This window comes from Streptococcus sp. HMSC074B11 (assembly GCF_001808705.1).
In the GTDB taxonomy this organism is placed as follows: Bacteria; Bacillota; Bacilli; order Lactobacillales; family Streptococcaceae; genus Streptococcus.
Window position 1 is genome coordinate 113,792 of record NZ_KV794270.1, and the last position, 19,789, is coordinate 133,580.

Annotated in this window: 17 protein-coding genes; 4 read left to right on the top strand and 13 right to left on the bottom strand. The window is 39.1% G+C overall.

Annotated features, from left to right (window positions below; translation table 11 throughout):
• Nucleotides 1-83 precede the first annotated feature (83 nt).
• Nucleotides 84-551, top strand: coding sequence for an 8-oxo-dGTP diphosphatase (locus HMPREF2619_RS04880; RefSeq protein ID WP_000136624.1), 468 nt, complete (start codon nt 84-86; stop codon nt 549-551).
• Between the two features lie 225 nt (nt 552-776).
• On the opposite strand, the gene HMPREF2619_RS04885 is transcribed toward HMPREF2619_RS04880, so the two are convergent.
• The 4 genes from HMPREF2619_RS04885 to rnc form a co-directional block, all read right to left on the bottom strand.
• Nucleotides 777-1,355 carry an HD domain-containing protein gene (locus tag HMPREF2619_RS04885; protein WP_070459548.1) on the bottom strand — a complete coding sequence of 193 codons (579 nt, stop codon included), beginning with the start codon at nt 1,353-1,355 and terminating at the stop codon, nt 777-779.
• A 180-nt stretch (nt 1,356-1,535) separates the two neighbouring features.
• A complete protein-coding gene (locus tag HMPREF2619_RS04890; protein WP_006148259.1) occupies nt 1,536-2,195 on the bottom strand; it encodes a trimeric intracellular cation channel family protein in 660 nt (219 codons plus the stop codon).
• 89 nt (nt 2,196-2,284) lie between these two features.
• A complete protein-coding gene (smc, locus tag HMPREF2619_RS04895; RefSeq protein ID WP_070459551.1) occupies nt 2,285-5,824 on the bottom strand; it encodes a chromosome segregation protein SMC in 3,540 nt (1,179 codons plus the stop codon).
• Nucleotides 5,815-6,513 carry a ribonuclease III gene (gene rnc, locus HMPREF2619_RS04900; protein ID WP_070459554.1) on the bottom strand — a complete coding sequence of 233 codons (699 nt, stop codon included), beginning with the start codon at nt 6,511-6,513 and terminating at the stop codon, nt 5,815-5,817. The genes smc and rnc overlap by 10 nt, the downstream gene beginning before the upstream one ends.
• Nucleotides 6,514-6,666: 153 nt before the next feature.
• On the opposite strand from rnc, the gene HMPREF2619_RS04905 reads away from it, so the two are divergent.
• Together HMPREF2619_RS04905 and ffh are read left to right on the top strand one after the other, a co-directional pair.
• On the top strand, nt 6,667-6,999 hold the full coding sequence (locus HMPREF2619_RS04905) for a putative DNA-binding protein (RefSeq protein WP_045615678.1): 333 nt from the start codon (nt 6,667-6,669) through the stop codon (nt 6,997-6,999).
• Between the two features lie 11 nt (nt 7,000-7,010).
• The gene (gene ffh / locus HMPREF2619_RS04910) at nt 7,011-8,576 is read left to right on the top strand and encodes a signal recognition particle protein (RefSeq protein ID WP_070459557.1); all 1,566 of its coding nucleotides are present in this window, start codon (nt 7,011-7,013) and stop codon (nt 8,574-8,576) included.
• A 24-nt stretch (nt 8,577-8,600) separates the two neighbouring features.
• On the opposite strand, the gene HMPREF2619_RS04915 is transcribed toward ffh, so the two are convergent.
• The 6 genes from HMPREF2619_RS04915 to HMPREF2619_RS04940 all read right to left on the bottom strand — a co-directional run bounded on the left by HMPREF2619_RS04915 (nt 8,601) and on the right by HMPREF2619_RS04940 (nt 13,689).
• The gene (locus HMPREF2619_RS04915; protein WP_070459560.1) at nt 8,601-9,494 is read right to left on the bottom strand and encodes an RluA family pseudouridine synthase; all 894 of its coding nucleotides are present in this window, start codon (nt 9,492-9,494) and stop codon (nt 8,601-8,603) included.
• Nucleotides 9,484-9,945: a signal peptidase II gene (lspA, locus tag HMPREF2619_RS04920; RefSeq protein ID WP_070459565.1), complete on the bottom strand. Its 462-nt coding sequence runs from the start codon at nt 9,943-9,945 to the stop codon at nt 9,484-9,486. Before lspA ends, HMPREF2619_RS04915 begins: the two co-directional genes overlap by 11 nt.
• Nucleotides 9,942-10,850, bottom strand: a complete 909-nt coding sequence (locus HMPREF2619_RS04925; RefSeq protein WP_070459568.1) for a LysR family transcriptional regulator — start codon at nt 10,848-10,850, stop codon at nt 9,942-9,944. The genes lspA and HMPREF2619_RS04925 overlap by 4 nt, the downstream gene beginning before the upstream one ends.
• A gap of 158 nt (nt 10,851-11,008) precedes the next feature.
• Nucleotides 11,009-11,614: a superoxide dismutase SodA gene (sodA, locus tag HMPREF2619_RS04930; RefSeq protein WP_070459571.1), complete on the bottom strand. Its 606-nt coding sequence runs from the start codon at nt 11,612-11,614 to the stop codon at nt 11,009-11,011.
• 69 nt (nt 11,615-11,683) lie between these two features.
• Entirely contained in the window at nt 11,684-12,721 is a 1,038-nt protein-coding gene (gene holA, locus HMPREF2619_RS04935) for a DNA polymerase III subunit delta (protein ID WP_070459575.1), read from the bottom strand.
• Between the two features lie 32 nt (nt 12,722-12,753).
• Nucleotides 12,754-13,689 carry a dihydroorotate oxidase gene (locus tag HMPREF2619_RS04940; RefSeq protein WP_070459578.1) on the bottom strand — a complete coding sequence of 312 codons (936 nt, stop codon included), beginning with the start codon at nt 13,687-13,689 and terminating at the stop codon, nt 12,754-12,756.
• A 229-nt stretch (nt 13,690-13,918) separates the two neighbouring features.
• Here HMPREF2619_RS04940 and gdhA point away from each other — a divergent pair, with 229 nt between their 5' ends.
• Nucleotides 13,919-15,265 (top strand): NADP-specific glutamate dehydrogenase, encoded by a 1,347-nt coding sequence (gdhA, locus tag HMPREF2619_RS04945; protein WP_049526948.1) that lies wholly within the window; start codon nt 13,919-13,921, stop codon nt 15,263-15,265.
• Between the two features lie 97 nt (nt 15,266-15,362).
• On the opposite strand, the gene HMPREF2619_RS04950 is transcribed toward gdhA, so the two are convergent.
• The 3 genes from HMPREF2619_RS04950 to alaS form a co-directional block, all read right to left on the bottom strand.
• Entirely contained in the window at nt 15,363-16,007 is a 645-nt protein-coding gene (locus tag HMPREF2619_RS04950) for a TetR/AcrR family transcriptional regulator (protein ID WP_049526949.1), read from the bottom strand.
• Nucleotides 16,008-16,022: 15 nt separating this feature from the next.
• Nucleotides 16,023-17,027 carry an NADP-dependent oxidoreductase gene (locus HMPREF2619_RS04955; protein ID WP_000234814.1) on the bottom strand — a complete coding sequence of 335 codons (1,005 nt, stop codon included), beginning with the start codon at nt 17,025-17,027 and terminating at the stop codon, nt 16,023-16,025.
• 137 nt (nt 17,028-17,164) lie between these two features.
• Nucleotides 17,165-19,783: an alanine--tRNA ligase gene (gene alaS, locus HMPREF2619_RS04960; RefSeq protein ID WP_070459581.1), complete on the bottom strand. Its 2,619-nt coding sequence runs from the start codon at nt 19,781-19,783 to the stop codon at nt 17,165-17,167.
• Nucleotides 19,784-19,789: the final 6 nt, after the last annotated feature.

Genomic DNA, 19,789 nt, shown 5'->3' on the forward strand with positions numbered 1-19,789 from the left:
CACATTTGTCACAATCATAAATAGCATATAGTTCTTGACATATAGTCTAATATATGAAAAAATACTTGTTGGAGGTTGATAATATGACTGAAAAAATCAAAAACTGGGTTAATATTTGCGTTTTAAAAAATCAAGAAATTTTATTACTTAATAGACAGCACGATAATTTTCCTGGCTGGATTCCACCGGGGGGAAAAGTTGAATTCCCTGAAAGTTTTTTTGAAGCTGCATTACGGGAACTTAAGGAAGAGACTGGACTTACCGCATTAAATCTTGAATTAAAAGGAATTTCAGGCTTTACTAATTCAATTGGTAATGAGAGATTTGTCTTCTATGACTTTTTATGTACTCAGTTTACTGGTGAACTAAGTACATCTGCTGAAGGTGAGCCAAAATGGTGGAATCTAAAAGATATTGATAAAATACCAATGCAAGATGAAATAAGAAAAAGGCTACCACTTTATTTAAGAAAAGGAAGCTTTGAAAGTATTAACTATTGGGATGATAATAAGAAATGCATTAGTGAAAACAAAACAATTTTATTTGACTAATATTCTCTACGGTATAATCAAGGGTATCTAATAAAAATCATCTACTCTAACAACTTTTTCCTCTTATCTATAGATAGCTAAAAAGCCTTGGAAACAGCTTATTCCAAGGCTGTCCTTGTATTTTATTGTCTCAATTTCCTTATTCCGATTTCAGTTGTGGCAAGTTTAATCATATTTATTTCCATTCTCCGGTTAAAATTCTATCTTCTATTGGGCTAACTGTTATTAAAAATATAAGCCCTTCTCCACACTTTCCTGAATCAAGTCTTTCGTCAGTTTCCATAATTCTTCTGATTCACTTTTTATGAACTTTTTCTTTTCTAATACCATGTCTGCACTGATATTATCAGGATTATAATTGAATTCTGACACTTCTAAGTGATTTATCAGTGGTACCAATGCATCGATCACTCTTGCATATCTTGCTTCAGCACTCTGCCCTTTTTCAAATTCCAACCACAAATTTTTCATATTCAAATATTTCTCTTCTGGAAGGAGGCTCATTGTTTTTTCTATAGATGCTAGTTCTCTATCATGAGAATGAAGCTTTTTTTCATCATCAAAAACCCAAGTATCTCCGGCATAAATCTCACCTAAATCATGAATCAATAACATAGGAATCACTTTTTCCATATTCAATTTTTCAGGATAATAATCTTGAAGAACCATCGCAGCTATGGCACCCTGCCAAGAATGCTCGGCACTATTTTCAAATCTGCCATCAAGAGTTCTATTAAATCTTGTCACTGACTTTAATTTCTCTATTTCTTTAATAAAATCAACTGAATGTTTCAAATTACTCATTGCTATTCCTACCTTATTCTAAATTACAAATATATTAGCAAAAATTAATCTTTACATCATTAATTTCCCGTATTTGCAAAAAATAAAATAGCGCCTAATCCATATGAGATTAGACGCCTGATCAAACTTGTAATTTATAAAATATTTATCAGTCGAGTGATTGAACTTTCTTACCATCAATCAATTCCAAGTCTTTTTATCCATATTTGGTAAAGAGAGCTTGAACTTAATAATACATAGTCGAATCACAAAACCGACAATTGAGAGAATGATAAAAGCAGTGATTCTTGGAAAGTGAAGGACAAAGGCCAACCAGTAATAAATAACGCCAATTACAAAAGATAGAAGGGCATATATGTCCTCTTTTAGAACACTTGGGACTTCATTAATCAAGAGATCTCGGATGATACCTCCGCCAGCACCTGTTAAACAGGCCAAAATCCCTGCAGACATCAAGTTCAATTTACTATCAGCTAAGGCGGTAGCTCCAATCAAGGAAAAGATGATTAAGCCAATCGAATCAAAGATAAGATAAGCTTCTCTCAGCCACTTATAGAATTTTTTTTCTTGACTAGCATTGGCTTGTTTTGATGTCACAAAGGCATACATAATAACAGCTACAAGAATAGAGACATAAATCGGTCCAGGATCTGCGAGAGCGGAGGGAAAACGACTGATAATGGAATCTCTTAAAATCCCTCCGCCTACTGCCGTTACAATTGCCAATAAACTAATTCCAAAAATATCTAAACGTTTACCAAATCCTTTAATGGCACCTGACGCCGCAAAGGCAATAGTCCCAATATAATTACAAATCATTAGGAATAGGTCAAAATCCATATAAGCTCCTCAATTTATTTTTGTAACCTTTCCGACTTCTTGAAGGTCATTCTACATGCTCTAGCTTGAAATGTTATATTGAAAACAAACTAAGCATCCATATTCTCTAAATCTTTTAGTTTAACAGATACAATCTTAGAAACACCAGATTCTTGCATGGTTACCCCATAAATAGAATCTGCTGCTGCCATGGTTCCCTTACGGTGGGTAACAACGATAAACTGGCTATCCTTGTCAAAACGGTTAAGATAATCCCCAAAGCGTTTAACGTTAGCTTCATCGAGTGCAGCCTCTACTTCATCCAAAATAACAAATGGAATGGTCTTGACACGAATGATTGAGAAGAGCAATGCAAGAGCTGACAAAGCCTTCTCTCCACCACTCATGAGGTTGAGAGATTGGATTTTCTTACCAGGAGGTTGAACAGAGATTTCAACACCTGCTGTCAATAAATCTCCCTCGGTCAGGATTAGGTCCGCTTGACCACCACCAAACATCTGCTTGAAGGTTACTTTGAAGGATTCACGAATAGCTTCAAAGGTTGATTTGAATCGTTCCTTCACTTCATCATTCATCTCTGTAATGGTTTCAAGAAGAAGATTTTTGGCAGAAAGAATGTCATCACGCTGACTATTTAAGAATTCCAAGCGTTCGTGAACTTCGTCAAACTGTTCAATAGCATCCAAATTGACTGGACCAAGTGAACGGATAGATTTTTCTAAATCCTTGACCTCTTGTTCAGCGACAGCCAAATCTTCTAAGGGATTGGCTTGTTCTAAAGCTTCCGTATAACTAATCTGGTATTCTTCAGTCAGTTGACCTTGAAGATAGCGAAGGCGGTCCGTAATCTTCTCTTTGGTTGCTTCCGCTCGAGTTTGTTTACGAATCCATTCCTCATTTTGCTGACGAGCTTGTTCTAAATGACTAGCTATATCATCCAATTGACCTTCAATATCATCCAGTTCAAACTGCTTACGAATGAGCCCTTGTTGAATTTCTTCCTTCTGATTCTTAGCTTCTGTTTCCTGCTTAGTCAAAAGTTCCGTATCAACCTTTTCAAGATTGTCTACCTTTTCTTGGAGAAGGCGTTCGATTTCATCTTGCTCCATATCAAGGTATTCAAGCTCTTTGTTAATCCGTTCAATATCCGCAACTTCGTAACGTTTTCGCCCTATCATTTCTGTTTTGAGCAGACGTTCTTGGGAAAGTTTATCCTGCAAGTTTTGGTAACGTTCTTGAATCGCATTTTTATTGGACTTGATTTCTTCAATCTCAGACTCCAGCTTTTGCTTTTCAGTTGAAATAACTGCAAGACGTTCTTGGCATTTTTCTTTTTCAGTTTGCCAATCTCCACCTCTTAGATTGTTTAATTCTTTTTCCTGAAGTTCTAAAAGTGTTTCGAGTTCTTCGACTTGTTGGCAAGTTTGTTGATAAGCCAGATATAAGCCTTGCTCCTCTATTCGAGCTTGCTCTCCTTGAGACTTAATAGTCTCCAAAGTTTGACTGAGGGCTGTCAAGCCTTCTTGAACAGATTTCAGATTTTCTTCCTCTTGACGAAGAAGTTTTTCTTCTTGAGCAATCTCTTTTTGCAACTGTTCTAATTCAGGCTTGATGAAAATACTGTTATTTTGACGATTGGCACCACCCGCATAAGAACCACCTGTTCGCAATTCTGTACCATCTAGCGTTACCATTCGAACCTGATAACGTACCTTACGAGCTGCATCACGCGCATGCTCTACCGTATCAAAGATAGCTGTTGTAGCAAGCAAGTTTTTAAAAATAGCTTCATGCTTGGCATCAAAAGTAACCAGTTCATCTGCCATTCCAAGAAAACCTGGACTTGAGGCAATCACATCTTGGTTCTGACTAGAAATGCTACGAGCCTTAATAGTTGTTAAAGGCAGGAAGGTCGCACGACCAGCTCGGTTTCGCTTAAGGAAGTCGATAGCCTTAGTCGCAGCCTGTTCATCTTCAACGATGATATGTTGGCTACTTGCCCCGAGGGCAATTTCAAGAGCTGTTTGATAACGAACATCAAAAGTTAAATGTTCACTGACCGCTCCGACAATACCGCCCAGGCGATCTTTTTCTTGTAGAACACTCTTAACACCCGCATAGAAATTACTATGGTTTTTAAGAATGTTTTCCAGACTTTGCGCCTTGGCCTGCTTGTTTTTCAGACTATCCAAACGGTCAAAAAGTTGATTTTGCTGACTTTGATAAGCCTGCTTTTGTTCTTCTTCCTGTTTAACATGCGTCTGATAGTCAGCAAGCAAGGTCTGCACTTTTTCTTTTGCTGATTTAAGAGCAGTTTCTTGCTCACTAGCCTTAGATTTAGCAGAAGCTAATTGTTCTTTCAAGGACTCCAATTGTTCTTCTTGCTTTTGAGTCTGTTGGCGACTATTTTCAAGATCATTTTCAATCCGTGTCAACTGGTTAGAGACATCTGCTTCTTCCTGCAAGAAAGCAACAAAGCGCTCACGCAGTTGCTCAATCATCTGATCAGGATCATCAGAAAATGCTTCTAACTCAGCTTCTAAACGATTGAGCTCCTTGGTATTGACTGCTAGATTTTCTTCTAACTGACTGAGATTTGCTTCTTTTTCTTCCTTCTCTTGAATAAGAGCATTTCTCTTTTCATCCAAACTAGCTAAACGAGCTTGAGCCTCTTGTTGATTGAGAGCAACCTGCTCAGTTTCTAGTTTAGATAAAGCTAACTTACGTTCTAAATCACTGATTAAACTAGTCAAATCCATCAAACTAGTTTGATCTTTAGCCATCTCTGCTTGTAAATCTTGTCTCTGCTTCTTGAGAGATTGATTTTCAAGTTCTAGTGACTCGCGTTTTTGATAATAACTAGTCAACAGTTCTTGAACTTGGTTTAATTCTTCTTCTGTTAGATCCAATTCAGCCTTATTGGCTTGAATTTGTGCAACTAAAACATCTAAGTAGATGGCTTTACGCTGACCGTCCAAGTCCATAAATTTACGAGCTGTTGCTGCTTGCTTTTCTAAGGGCTTGATTTGATTGTCTAACTCATAGATGATATCTTCCAAGCGGTCTAAATTGTCTTGAGTTTGTTGGAGTTTACTTTCTGTCTCTTTGCGACGAGTTTTATATTTTAAAACTCCAGCTGCTTCTTCAAAGATAGCACGGCGTTCCTCAGGTTTAGAGTTAAAGATTTCTTCGACCTTCCCTTGGGAAATAATGGAGAAGGAGTCGCGCCCAAGTCCGGTATCTAAGAAAAGATCATGAATATCACGAAGACGGACTTTTTTCCCATCAATCTTGTATTCACTATCCCCAGTACGATAGATATGACGCTCCACCTTGATTTCCTGTCCTGCATCCTTGATGAAACCGTCCTTATTATCTAGAGTAACAACTACAGAAGCATAGTTTAATGGTTTTCTACTTTCTGTCCCTGCAAAGATAACATCAGGCATCTTGCCACCACGAAGACTTTTGACACTGGATTCCCCAAGAGCCCAGCGTAAACTTTCTGTGATGTTAGATTTTCCAGAACCATTTGGTCCTACAACCGCTGTAACTCCCTGGTCAAAAACAACCTTGGTCTTATCAGCAAAGGACTTAAATCCCTGAATCTCAATTTCCTTTAAATACATGAATCCAGTCCTTCCTCAACTGCATTTTTAGCGGCTTCTTGTTCGGCCAATTTTTTTGATCGTCCTTGACCCCTACCTAAACTTTGACCCTTGACAAGGACTTCAACCTCAAACATCTTATCGTGGGCAGGTCCGATCTCTGAAATCACCTGATAACGAATATCAACATCACCATTGACTTGGAGTAATTCTTGGAGGTGGGTCTTGTAGTCTTTAATCATCTCAAAATCACCAGCCTCAACCTTAGGTATCATGACCTGGTAGATAAACTCTTTTACCGTAAGTAGATCCTTATCTAAAAGCAGGGCACCCAAGAAGGCTTCGAAAGCATCTCCCAAGATGGTATCTCGATTACGGCCTCCAGATTTTTCCTCTCCCTTTCCTAGCATGATAAACTGATCAAACTGGCAGTCACGGGCAAAACCAGCCAAACTCTCTTCACGTACAATCATGGCACGGAGTTTAGACAGGTCACCTTCTGGTTTTTTAGGATATTTTTTGTACAGATATTCTGAAATCAATAATTGCAGAACAGCGTCTCCTAAAAATTCCAAGCGTTCATTGTGTGAAATTTTTAAGAGGCGGTGCTCATTGGCGTAACTAGTGTGAGTAAAAGCAGTTTCAAGTAATTGTTTATCTGAAAAAACAAGCCCAAAACGTTGCTCTAACACGGTTTCTAATTCTCTCATAAGAACCTCTTTCTAAAACATTATAATACACTCCATTATACCAAAAAATAGAGTCATAGTCAGGAAATAACCGTTAAAAGTCCTTTTTCTGACTTGTGTTTAAAATCAATCCATTACTAGCGGTTCAGGCTATTTTTTGGTATAATAAATCTTATGGAAATTGAAAAAACCAATCGAATGAATGCTCTGTTTGAATTTTATGCAGCACTTTTGACTGATAAGCAGATGAACTATATCGAGCTCTACTATGCAGACGACTATAGTTTAGCTGAAATCGCTGAAGAATTCGGTGTTAGTCGTCAGGCTGTTTATGATAATATCAAACGAACAGAAAAGATACTGGAAGACTATGAGATGAAGCTTCATATGTACTCTGACTACATTGTCCGCAGTCAGATTTTTGATCAGATCATTGAGCGCTATCCAGAAGATGCTTTTCTCCAAGAGCAAATTGAGATTTTAACAAGTATTGACAATAGAGAATAAGAGGAATAAATATGGCATTTGAAAATTTAACAGAACGTTTGCAGAACGTCTTTAAAAATCTACGTAAAAAAGGAAAAATCACAGAGAGTGATATCCAAGAAGCAACCAAGGAAATTCGTCTGGCTCTTTTAGAAGCCGACGTTGCTTTGCCTGTAGTTAAGGATTTTATCAAAAAAATTCGTGAACGCGCGGTCGGGCATGAAGTCATTGATACCCTCAATCCAGCTCAACAAATCATCAAGGTTGTTAATGAAGAATTGACGGAAGTTCTTGGTTCAGACACAGCTGAGATTATCAAGTCTCCAAAAATCCCAACTATTATCATGATGGTAGGTTTGCAAGGGGCTGGTAAAACAACCTTCGCTGGAAAACTTGCTAACAAACTCAAAAAGGAAGAGGATGCTCGTCCTCTGATGATTGCGGCCGACATCTATCGTCCTGCTGCTATTGACCAGCTTAAAACACTAGGACAACAAATTGATGTTCCTGTCTTTGCTCTTGGAACTGAAGTTCCTGCAGTGGAGATTGTTCGCCAAGGTTTGGAGCAAGCTAAAGCCAACCATAACGACTATGTCTTGATTGATACGGCTGGTCGTTTACAAATCGACGAGCTTCTCATGAATGAGCTTCGTGATGTTAAAGCTCTTGCTCAACCAAATGAAATCCTTCTCGTCATCGATGCCATGATTGGTCAAGAAGCTGCTAACGTTGCGCGAGAATTTAACGCTCAATTAGAAGTTACCGGTGTCATTCTTACCAAGATTGACGGGGACACTCGTGGTGGTGCGGCCCTCTCTGTTCGTCATATCACAGGAAAACCAATCAAGTTCACTGGTACTGGTGAAAAGATTACTGATATTGAAACCTTCCACCCTGACCGTATGGCCAGCCGTATTCTCGGCATGGGAGATATGCTGACTCTGATTGAGAAAGCTTCCCAAGAATACGATGAGCAGAAAGCCCTTGAAATGGCTGAAAAGATGCGGGAAAACACCTTTGATTTCAACGATTTCATCGATCAGTTGGATCAGGTGCAAAATATGGGGCCAATGGAAGATTTGCTCAAGATGATTCCTGGTATGGCCAACAATCCTGCCCTTCAAAATATGAAGGTGGATGAAAAACAAATTGCTCGCAAACGTGCCATCGTCTCATCTATGACTCCTGAAGAACGTGAAAATCCAGATTTGCTCACTCCAAGCCGTCGTCGTCGTATTGCAGCTGGTTCTGGTAATACCTTTATCGATGTCAACAAGTTCATTAAGGACTTTAATCAAGCCAAACAACTCATGCAAGGTGTCATGTCTGGTGACATGAACAAGATGATGAAGCAAATGGGCATCAACCCTAACAACCTTCCTAAAAACATGCCTGGTGGCATGGATATGTCAGCCCTTGAAGGTATGATGGGACAAGGTGGTATGCCGGATATGTCTGCTCTTGGAGGAGCCGGAATGCCTGATATGAGCCAGATGCTTGGTGGAGGTCTCAAGGGTAAAATCGGTGAATTTGCTATGAAGCAATCCATGAAACGCATGGCCAACAAAATGAAAAAAGCTAAGAAAAAACGCAAATAAAAAGGACTCAATTGAGTCCTTTTTTTATTGTTCATTTCTAAGTTTTTCCAAGGTTTGCTTGAATATTTCTGGAATATCTGAAGTAAATTCCATAGTTTCACCAGTTCTTGGATGGGTAAAACCAAGCGTCTTGGCATGGAGAAATTGCCCATGTCCCTTTAGGGTTTTACGAGGTCCATAAACCTCATCACCAGCGACAGGATGACCGATATAAGCCATGTGAACACGGATCTGGTGAGTACGTCCTGTTTCCAGCTGCAATTCCAGCAAAGTATAATCACCAAAGCGTTCCAAGACTTGGAAACGTGTCACTGCTGGTTTTCCTTTAGCAGTCACAGCTTGTTTCTTGCGGTCTTTTTCGCTACGACCAATCGGCGCCTCAATGACACCTCTGTCATTTGGAAGATTCCCATGAACGATGGCCCAATATTTTCGAAGAGATTTTTTGTCTTTCAATTCTTGAGCAAGTACTAAATGCGATTCATCATTTTTAGCAATCATGAGAAGCCCAGATGTGTCCTTATCGATACGATGGACAATCCCTGGACGCAGCACACCATTAATTCCTGATAAGTCCTTAATATGATACATAAGGGCATTCACCAAGGTACCACTGGTATGACCAGCACTTGGATGAACGACCATTCCTTGAGGTTTATTAACTACTGCTACATCCTCATCTTGGTAAATAATTTCTAAAGGAATATCCTCTGCTACATACTCCAAAACCTCTGGTTCGGGAATTTGATAAGTGATCATATCTCCTTCTTGGACCGTATACTTGGCTTTCTTGACCTGGCCGTTGACCAAGACTTGACCAGACTTGATTTGTTCATTGGCGAGACTACGAGACAATTCTGTCAATTCTGACAAAGCCTTATCTAGGCGTATCCCACCCGTTTCAATTTTAATTTCCATTCATTTCCTCTTTTAGCATTGCAAGCAATAACACAACGACCCCTACTGTCAGATAACTATCAGCCACATTGAAAATCGCAAAATTGATAAAATCTAAGTGAAACATATCAACGACAAATCCTTGGCTAATGCGATCAATGAAGTTTCCCAGACCACCTGCAATAATCAGAACCAATCCAAAGACTGTCCAGACGGAATCTTCTATATGCTTGTGCAAATACCAGATAGCCCCTGCCATAACTACTAGAGTAATCACCGCAAAAAACCACTGTTGATCTTGAAGCATAGAAAAAGCTGCACCCCTATTTTGCAGATAGGTTAAACTAACTAGATTTGGGATCCATGATTTAACTTCACCTAGAGCAATATTCTGAACGACATAAGCCTTTACCAATTGATCCAATACAATCAAGGCAGCTATAATTCCTGCTACTATTCCTCTTTTTTTCATGCTTTCCTCTTCTGATCAAAATACTCTTGCATGACCTCTACAAATAAAGTCCCTGCTTGACTCAAGTCTACTTCTTCACGTTTAACATAAACCATGCGATTATTGAGATTATCATTTAGTGGAATAACGGTGATTCCGTTAACGCTATCGCTATCTAAGAATCCAGAACCAGTCGCATAAGCATTAGTTCTTTCAAGAATTCCATTTAAAGTAGCACGGTCTGTTACGTTAAACATCTGAGAGCTGGCACTTGTATCCACAAAGTTTTCTGAGTAATAGAGATATTCATCCTTTTCTTGCGTGAATCGAACTGTTGGTAAATCTGCCAAATCCTCCATAACCAACTCTTTTTTCTTGGCTAAGGGGTGTCCTTCACGAAGATAGATATGCGTTTGGAAAGGAATCAACTCAATCACTTCAAGGCCTAACTTTTCAACCCGTTGCATGATACCCTTTTGGTTTTGATTGTTGAGGTAAATAATCCCAATCTCACTATGACCTTGGGCTACTTCATCCAAAATCTGAACAGTTGTAGATTCAAAAATACGGAAATTTTTATATTCAGGATATTGTTGTGAAAATGCTGTAATGGTTGGTGGCAAGAAATCATAGTGCTGGCTGGCTATTGAAAACTCATCCTTCTCCTCTTCAGGATTAGCATACTGATTTTGAAATACATCAAACCCTTTTACTAACTCTTGGGCCTTTTCATAAAATTCCATCCCACGGCGAGTAAGAAAGGTACCCGAACTAGTTCTGCGGAAAATCTTGAATCCTAGCTCTTTCTCCAGATCTCTTACAGAAATAGATAGACTGGGTTGGCTAACGTACATTTTCTCAGCCGCTTCACGAAAAGTACCACTATTTGCAATAGCAACAACGTAGCGTAATTGTTGAATATTCATGATTTCTCCTTCTTTTTCTATCTTATCATTATACCATAAATAAAGCCTATCCAACAAAGGAAAATCATGAGACAGTTACTTCTAAAAAAAGGCAAACAAAAAAACACCTTTAAAGCTAGACCCAAAATCCAACTAAAAAGGGGTGTTATCAAATGCGATTATTTAGCTGCTGCGTAAAGCTCGTCTACTTTATTCCAGTTAATCACTGAGAAGAAAGCTTTGATGTAGTCAGGACGAACGTTGCGGTATTTCACGTAGTAGGCATGTTCCCAAACGTCCAAGCCCAAGATTGGTTTTTTACCTTCTGAGATTGGTGTGTCTTGGTTCGCTGTTGAAGTCACTTCAAGCTTACCTTCTTTGTTAACAACCAACCATGCCCATCCAGAACCGAAACGAGTTGTTGCTGCTGCAGTGAAAGCTACTTGGAATTCTTCGAATGAACCAAAAGCTTCATCGATTGCTGCTGCAAGTTCTGCTGAAGGAGCTGTTTTTTCAGGGGTCATCAATTCCCAGAAAAGAGCATGGTTCAAGTGGCCACCACCATTATTGATAAGAGCTTGACGAATATCTGCAGGGATAGATTCAACATCTGCAAGCAAAGCTTCAAGGTCTTCACCGATTTCAGGGTGTTTTTCAAGAGCTGCATTTGCGTTATTTACATATGCTTGGTGATGTTTGTCATGGTGTAAATGCATTGTTTCAGCATCAATATATGGTTCCAAGGCGTCGTAAGCGTATGGAAGATCTGGTAAGATAATAGCCATCTGTAATACCTCTTTTTCTTTCTATATAAAAATGATAACGCAAACAACCTTTTTTTTCAAGTTATTTGCTCAATTTGACTGGCTCGCAATCTGCAATAAAGCTTTCTCAAACAAGTACCCTTTTTCGTAAACACCAGTCTTAATTTGATAATCTGCCTGGATGAGATAACGAATAGAATCTTGTAGGAAATTCATAGACAATCCTCGCGTGTCACGAAGAGCAAATTTGATTTGATAGGGATTCGGATTGCGACCAAGATAATGACCCAAACTGCTAACCATCTGTGATTCTGTCTGACCAGACTCTTGCAATATTTTTACCTGTGTATAGAGTCTAAACTGCCCCAGCATAATGGCAATCAGTTTAATCTCGTCTTCACCCTGTAAGGTCAAATCTTTAACTAAATCTCGTGCTTGATCAATTTTCTTAGTTAATATTAATTGGGTCAAATCAAAAATATTATCCTGCAAAGTCTTTGGAATGGCTTCAACAATATCTTCTTCTGTTATCAGACCACTATCCTTATAAGACAGTAAGAAGAGCAGATTTTTCTGAATTTCACTGAATTGAAAACTAGATTTGATAAGCAACTGTTCAAAGGAATTTCCACCAAAAGTAAGTCCTTGTTCCTGAGCCCACTTTTGAAAATAGGCACGAATCTCCTGCTCTTTTGGCTCAAGAGCCTCAAATACTGTCGCATCCCGCTTAAGTAATTTGACCAAACGTCGCTTGCTATCTAACTTGCCTTCAGCAAAGATTACTAATTTACTTGAGGGTACAGGATTTTCCAGATAGTCTTCAAAGGCCTTGAGCTCATCATCAGTTAGATAGCGTTTTTTAGCAGTTGTAATATCCACAAAGTGATCTAGGATCACAATTTTTTCATCCGCAAAGAAAGGAAGACTGACCAGCTCAAGTTCCAAGCTATTGTAGTCTACTTCTTTCATGTCAAAATAAGCAAAATTCAAATCTGCAGGATCGTATCCGATTTGCTTTAGAACCTGAGTTTTCATGATGTCGTACTGTCCTTGATCAGCCCCTGTAAACAGGGTCAAACTAGGAAGGTTCGCTAAGGATAGCTTTCGACTTTCTTCTATGGCTAGCATTTATTCTCCTTTCTTTTTAATTTAGCTTCTGTTTAATCAATATAATTCAATTTTCCGCGGAAATCCTCTAGGCTTTGGTATCCTTTTTCCGACATAATTTCTTTGAGTTCCCTTGTAATACGCTCAAAAGCACCTACACCTTCTTTATGAAGAGTAGTACCTACTTGTACCATGCTAGCACCACATAGGATATGTTCAAAGGCATCACGACCCGTTAATACTCCACCAGTTCCGATGATTTGAATTTGAGGATTTAAGCGTTGATAAAAGGCATGGACGTTGGCAAGGGCAGTTGGTTTAATGTATTCTCCACCAATTCCACCAAAGCCGTTCTTAGGACGAATCACGACAGACTCGTCTTCTATATAAAGACCATTTCCAATAGAGTTGACACAGTTGACGAATTTGAGTGGGTATTTGTTAAAAATAGCTGCCGCTTGATCAAAATGTACAATATCAAAATAAGGTGGAAGCTTAATTCCAAGAGGTTTTGTAAAGTAGGCAAAAACTTCTGACAAGATACTGTCTGTTGTTTCAAAATCATAGGCAATCTGAGGTTTACCAGGTACATTTGGACATGAGAGATTGAGCTCAGTCAACCCACGAAAATCACTCTCTTGAACCTTTTTCAAGATGGTGTGAGTTTCCTCTGGAGACATTCCAACTAAAGAGAGAAAGAAGGTACGGTTTGATTCCTTGTCTTGCAATTCCAATAGATAGTTTAAGTAGTAATCTAAACCATTATTTGGTAGACCCATAGAGTTGATAGAACCGAGTGGAACATCTTGATAACGTGGTTCAGGATTCCCCTGACGAAATTCCAAGGTTGCTGTTTTAGTGACAAAGGTTCCTGCTGCTGAGTTTTTAACACCTTCCAACTCCTCAACTGTCATACAAGCAACTCCTGCCGCATTCATCAAGCAATTGTCAAACTCAAAACCAGCAATCTGTGTTTTAGTTGATACCATGATTCTGTTCCTCCAGATTCCTTTTTATGTCTATTATTATACCATACTTTGACTTTTGCTCTTCAATAAAACCATTTCCATAGAAAAGGTTCGTTTTTTAGCATGTTCTGAATCAGTCATTTTAAATTGAAAGAATTTTTAGAAAATTTATGTTTTTTTCTTTACACTGAAAAAATTTTCTGCTATAATGTCTCATGTAATAAAATATGACAACAAAAAGGAGAACGATATGACATCTGCTAAAGAATATATCCAAAGCGTGTTTGAAACTGTAAAAGCTCGTAACGGGCATGAGGCTGAATTTCTCCAGGCGGTTGAAGAATTCTTCAGCACTTTGGAGCCTGTCTTTGAAAAACACCCTGAGTATATTGAAGAAAATATCTTGGCACGTATCACAGAACCTGAGCGCGTGATTTCTTTCCGTGTTCCTTGGGTTGACCGTGATGGAAAAGTTCAAGTTAACCGTGGTTACCGTGTTCAATTTAACTCAGCTGTTGGACCATATAAAGGCGGACTTCGTTTCCACCCAACTGTAAACCAAGGGATCTTGAAATTCCTCGGATTCGAACAAATCTTTAAAAACGTTTTGACTGGACTGCCAATCGGTGGTGGTAAAGGTGGATCAGACTTCGATCCTAAAGGCAAAACTGATGCTGAAGTGATGCGCTTCTGCCAAAGCTTCATGACTGAATTGCAAAAATACATCGGACCATCCCTTGACGTACCTGCTGGTGATATCGGTGTTGGTGGACGTGAGATTGGTTACCTTTACGGACAATACAAACGCCTCAACCAATTTGATGCTGGTGTCTTGACTGGTAAACCTCTTGGATTTGGTGGTAGCTTGATCCGTCCAGAAGCAACTGGTTACGGTTTGGTTTACTACACTGAAGAAATGCTTAGAGCAAACGACAATAGCTTTGCTGGTAAGAAAGTTGTGATTTCAGGTTCTGGTAACGTAGCTCAATACGCTCTTCAAAAAGCAACTGAACTTGGTGCAACTGTTATCTCTGTATCTGACTCAAATGGTTATGTCATCGATGAAAATGGTATCGACTTTGACCTTCTTACAGATGTTAAGGAAAAACGTCGTGCTCGTTTGACTGAGTACGCTGCAGAAAAACCAACTGCTACTTACTACGAAGGTTCTGTATGGACTTATACTGGAAACTACGATATTGCTCTTCCATGTGCGACTCAAAACGAGATTAACGGTGAAGCTGCGAAACGCTTGGTTGCTCAAGGAGTTATCTGTGTATCTGAAGGTGCTAACATGCCTAGCGACCTTGAAGCTATCAAAGTCTACAAGGAAAATGGAATCCTTTACGGACCTGCCAAAGCTGCCAATGCTGGTGGTGTAGCTGTATCTGCTCTTGAAATGAGCCAAAACAGCCTTCGCCTTTCATGGACACGTGAAGAAGTTGACGGTCGCTTGAAAGACATCATGACTAACATCTTTAACACAGCTAAAACAACTGCAGAAACTTACGGTCTTGGTACTGACTACCTTGCAGGTGCAAATATTGCAGCCTTTGAAAACGTAGCAAACGCTATGATTGCCCAAGGGATTGTTTAAGATAAAATATGCTGAATCCTCAATCACTCTGATTGGGGATTTTTATTTTGGTTTTAAAAAAGCTCACTAAATTTTTTAGTGAACTTAAAATTAATAGTTATTTTACGATAACTAAGGCAAAAGAAAGACATTCTACAATTTCATTTGTTACTTTATCAATGTTTATATCTTCTTTGTCATTTATAATCATAGGAACAATATAAGAAAGACTTAAAGCTAAAATATAGCGAACGATCCTTTCATTTGACCAATCTCGAATAACACCATTTTTTTTAAACTGATTCAAAACTGGTGTAATTGGATTAATGATAGAATGAACAATAATATTTCCTAACTCTTCAGAAATAGATTTATCAATCAGTGAACGACTCAAAAGAATTTTAACTTGCATTTTATTGTTATGAATAAAGACTAACCTATCCTGAACGATGCTTCTTAGAAAAAGTGAAAAGGTTTCTTGCCCTATTGTAAATCTCTTATCTGAAAAATCAGCAATGGCCTCTGGAATGACTTGTTCAAGAAATCTAGATAAAATAGCATCTAGGATACCTTCCTTGGTTTTAAAATAACTAAAAACGGTTCCTTCTGAGACGCCAGCATGTTCAGCAATAAGATTAGATGTTGTATTTTCAAAACCAATCTCGGAAAATAATTTTAAACTGGATATTAATACTTGACGTTGTTTTAAACTTAATTCACTGCTTTTTAATGTCTCAGCAAACTTATATTCTATACTTTCCATTCCTGCCCCCTCTATCTACTCTCTTATTTTAATAATTCTTTTACCACGGGTATGTCCTAATTTTAGACTACGATATGCCTCTCTAACTGACTCCAGAGAAAAACTATACTCTTTCTCAATATTCAGCTGAACTTTTCCATCTGAGACCATCTCCTCTAGAATTTTAAAATCATCATAAGTGGAATGTCTCGGACCTGTGAACTGAGCTCCTCTTATTAAAACATATGGTGAAGGTACTAAAGTTCCAATATCAGTTCCGTTCAATCCAAGATGGAAAGCTAATTTAACGTAATCACCACCATAGCAATCCAAGAATTTTGTAATAGGTTTTGGAGCTACTGATAAAAGAGACTTTTGGACATCCCCTTCATAAGATACTGGTATAGCACCTAATGATTCTAGATATTCTGAATTTTTCTTGCTCGCAATACCAATAACAGTTGCGCCCTTAGCAACCGCATACTGTACTGCAATGCTACCAATGCCACCTGAAGCTGCTGAAATAACTACAACATCTTTAGAATTTAAATTAATTCTTCTAAAAGCACCACCGACTGTTAAAGAAGCCACCCCCATAGTAGCAGCATGATACATATCAATATTGTCTGGTTTCAATGCAATTTCTGATTCGCTAACACAAATTTCTGTTGCTAACGCACCCCTCTTAGTACCAAGTCCAGGATCACTTATTATTGTTCCAAAAACCTTATCACCTACTGAAAATCGACTCACTCCATCACCAATTTCTGTGATAACACCAGCAAAATCCCTAGCGATACCTCTTGGAAATAAAGATGATTTTGATTCAAACCAACGACCTGGTTGTTTTAATTTTGTCAAAAAACTCAAAAAACGAAGTGGCTTCGCCCCCTCGAAAGTTTTGTAATCAATAGGATTTAGACCAACAGCAAATACTTTTACTCTAACTTGATTCATTCCTAATGATTCAGATATAATATTTACTAAATCTAGAACTTTTTCATCACCAAAACGATTATACTGTATTGCTTTAATAACCATTATCTAATTCTCCTAATCCCTAACAAAATTGAGTGAGCACTCAATTAATTTTTATATATTATACGCTTATTCTTCAAAGAAATCAACTGCTCTATGACTTTAAACAAAAAAATCTACCAAAAATGGTAGATTTTTTCTTACAATTTGCCTGCTACTGCATCCAACAATTCTTGGATTTTCGCTTGGTTGCTTCCTCCTGCCATGGCCATGTCTGATTTACCACCACCACGTCCATCTACGATTGGAGCTAATTCTTTGATCACATTACCTGCGTGCACATCTTTTGTCTTGCTGGCTACAAGGACATTGACCTTGTCACCGATAGCTGCGACAAGAACAAGGACATCAGAGTAGTCTTTTTGTTTCCAGTTATCCGCAAAGGTACGAAGGGCACCTGCGTCTGATACAGATACTTGGCTGGCAATGTAACGGTGTCCGTTTGCTTCTTGAACATTCTTGAAGACATCACCTGCTGCCGCTGCTGCTGCTTTTTCCTTCAATTCTGCATTTTCTTTTTGCAATTGACGGAGTTGCTCTTGAAGTCCTTCCACCTTGTGAGGTACTTCTTTGAGTTGAGGAGCTTTCAAGGTTGCTGCGACTGCTTTCAGTGCATCTTCTTGGTCACGATAAGCTTCAAAGGCCTCTTTACCAGTCACTGCCAAGATACGACGAGTTCCTGATCCGATCCCTTCTTCTTTGACAATCTTGAAGAGACCAATTTCAGAAGTATTGCCAACGTGAGTACCACCACAAAGCTCTACTGAGTAGTCCCCAATAGTGACTACGCGAACTTCCTTACCGTATTTCTCACCAAAGAGGGCCATAGCTCCCATTTCTTTAGCAGTATCAATATCTGTCTCAACTGTTTCCACTGCGATGGCTTCCCAAATCTTCTCATTGACTTGTTGCTCAATAGCGCGTAATTCTTCTGGAGTCACAGCTTGGAAGTGTGTAAAGTCAAAGCGAAGGAATTCTACTTCATTAAGTGAACCTGCTTGAGTTGCATGATGGCCAAGGATATTATGAAGAGCTGCATGGAGCAAGTGAGTGGCTGTGTGATTCTTCATGACACGATGACGACGATTGCTATCGATGGCCAAAGTGTATTCTTGGTTCAATGCAAGAGGAGCAAGAACTTCAACGGTGTGCAATGCTTGTCCGTTTGGTGCTTTTTGAACATCCGTCACAGTCGCTACGACATTTCCTGCAGCATCCAAGATTTGACCATGGTCTGCAACCTGTCCACCCATTTCAGCGTAGAATGGTGTTTCTGCAAAGATAAGTGAAGCAGTTCCTTCTGATACACTTTCTACTTCAGCATTGTCCGCTACGATAGCCACTAACTTAGAAGACAATTGGATAGCATTGTAGTTGAAGACACTTTCAACAGTAATGTTTTGAAGGGTTTCGTTCTGCATACCCATAGATCCGCCTTTGACAGCAGACGCACGTGCACGTTCTTGTTGTTCCTTCATGGCTGCTTCGAAGCCTTCACGGTCTACAGTCATTCCTGCTTCTTCAGCGATTTCTTCTGTCAACTCTACTGGGAATCCGTATGTATCATAGAGTTTAAAGACATCTTGACCAGCAATGACAGATTGTCCTTTTTCTTTCAAGTCTGTTACGATGCCTTGGGCAAAGTGTTGACCTGAGTGAAGAGTACGAGCAAATGACTCTTCTTCGCTCTTAACAATTTTCTCAATAAAGTCACGTTTTTCAAGAACTTCTGGGTAGTAGCTTTCCATGATTTTTCCAACAGTTGGAACAAGTTTATAAAGGAAAGGTTCGTTGATACCTAATTTTTGACCATGCATAGACGCACGACGGAGCAGACGACGAAGGACATAACCACGACCTTCATTTCCTGGAAGGGCACCATCTCCAATCGCAAATGACAAAGAACGAATGTGGTCAGCGATGACCTTGAAGCTCATGTTATCGCCATCTTGGTCATAGAGCTTACCAGACAACTTCTCAACTTCACGAATGATCGGCATGAAGAGGTCTGTTTCAAAGTTTGTCTTAGCCCCTTGGATAACTGCCACCAAACGCTCCAAACCAGCGCCCGTATCAATGTTTTTGTGTGGCAATTCCTTGTACTCGCTACGAGGAACAGCTGGGTCAGCGTTAAATTGTGACAAAACGATGTTCCAGATTTCGATATAACGGTCATTTTCGATATCTTCTGCAAGAAGACGAAGACCGATGTTTTCTGGGTCAAAAGCTTCTCCACGGTCAAAGAAAATTTCTGTATCAGGTCCAGAAGGTCCTGCACCGATTTCCCAGAAGTTATCTTCGATTGGGATCAAATGACTTGGATCTACTCCCACTTCAATCCAGCGGTTGTATGAATCTTTGTCATCTGGATAATAAGTCATGTAAAGTTTGTCTTTAGGGAAGTCAAACCACTCAGGACTTGTTAAAAGCTCATATGCCCATGTAATTGCTTCGTCACGGAAGTAATCCCCGATTGAGAAGTTTCCCAACATTTCAAACATAGTATGGTGACGAGCAGTCTTCCCTACGTTTTCGATATCGTTTGTACGGATGGCTTTTTGCGCATTGGTAATACGTGGGTTTTCAGGAATGATAGTTCCGTCAAAGTATTTCTTGAGGGTAGCAACTCCTGAATTGATCCACAAAAGTGTTGGATCGTTTACTGGAACCAAGCTAACAGATGGTTCTACTGAGTGGCCTTTTGTAGCCCAGAAATCAAGCCACATTTGGCGGACTTGTGCACTAGATAATTGTTTCATATGTAT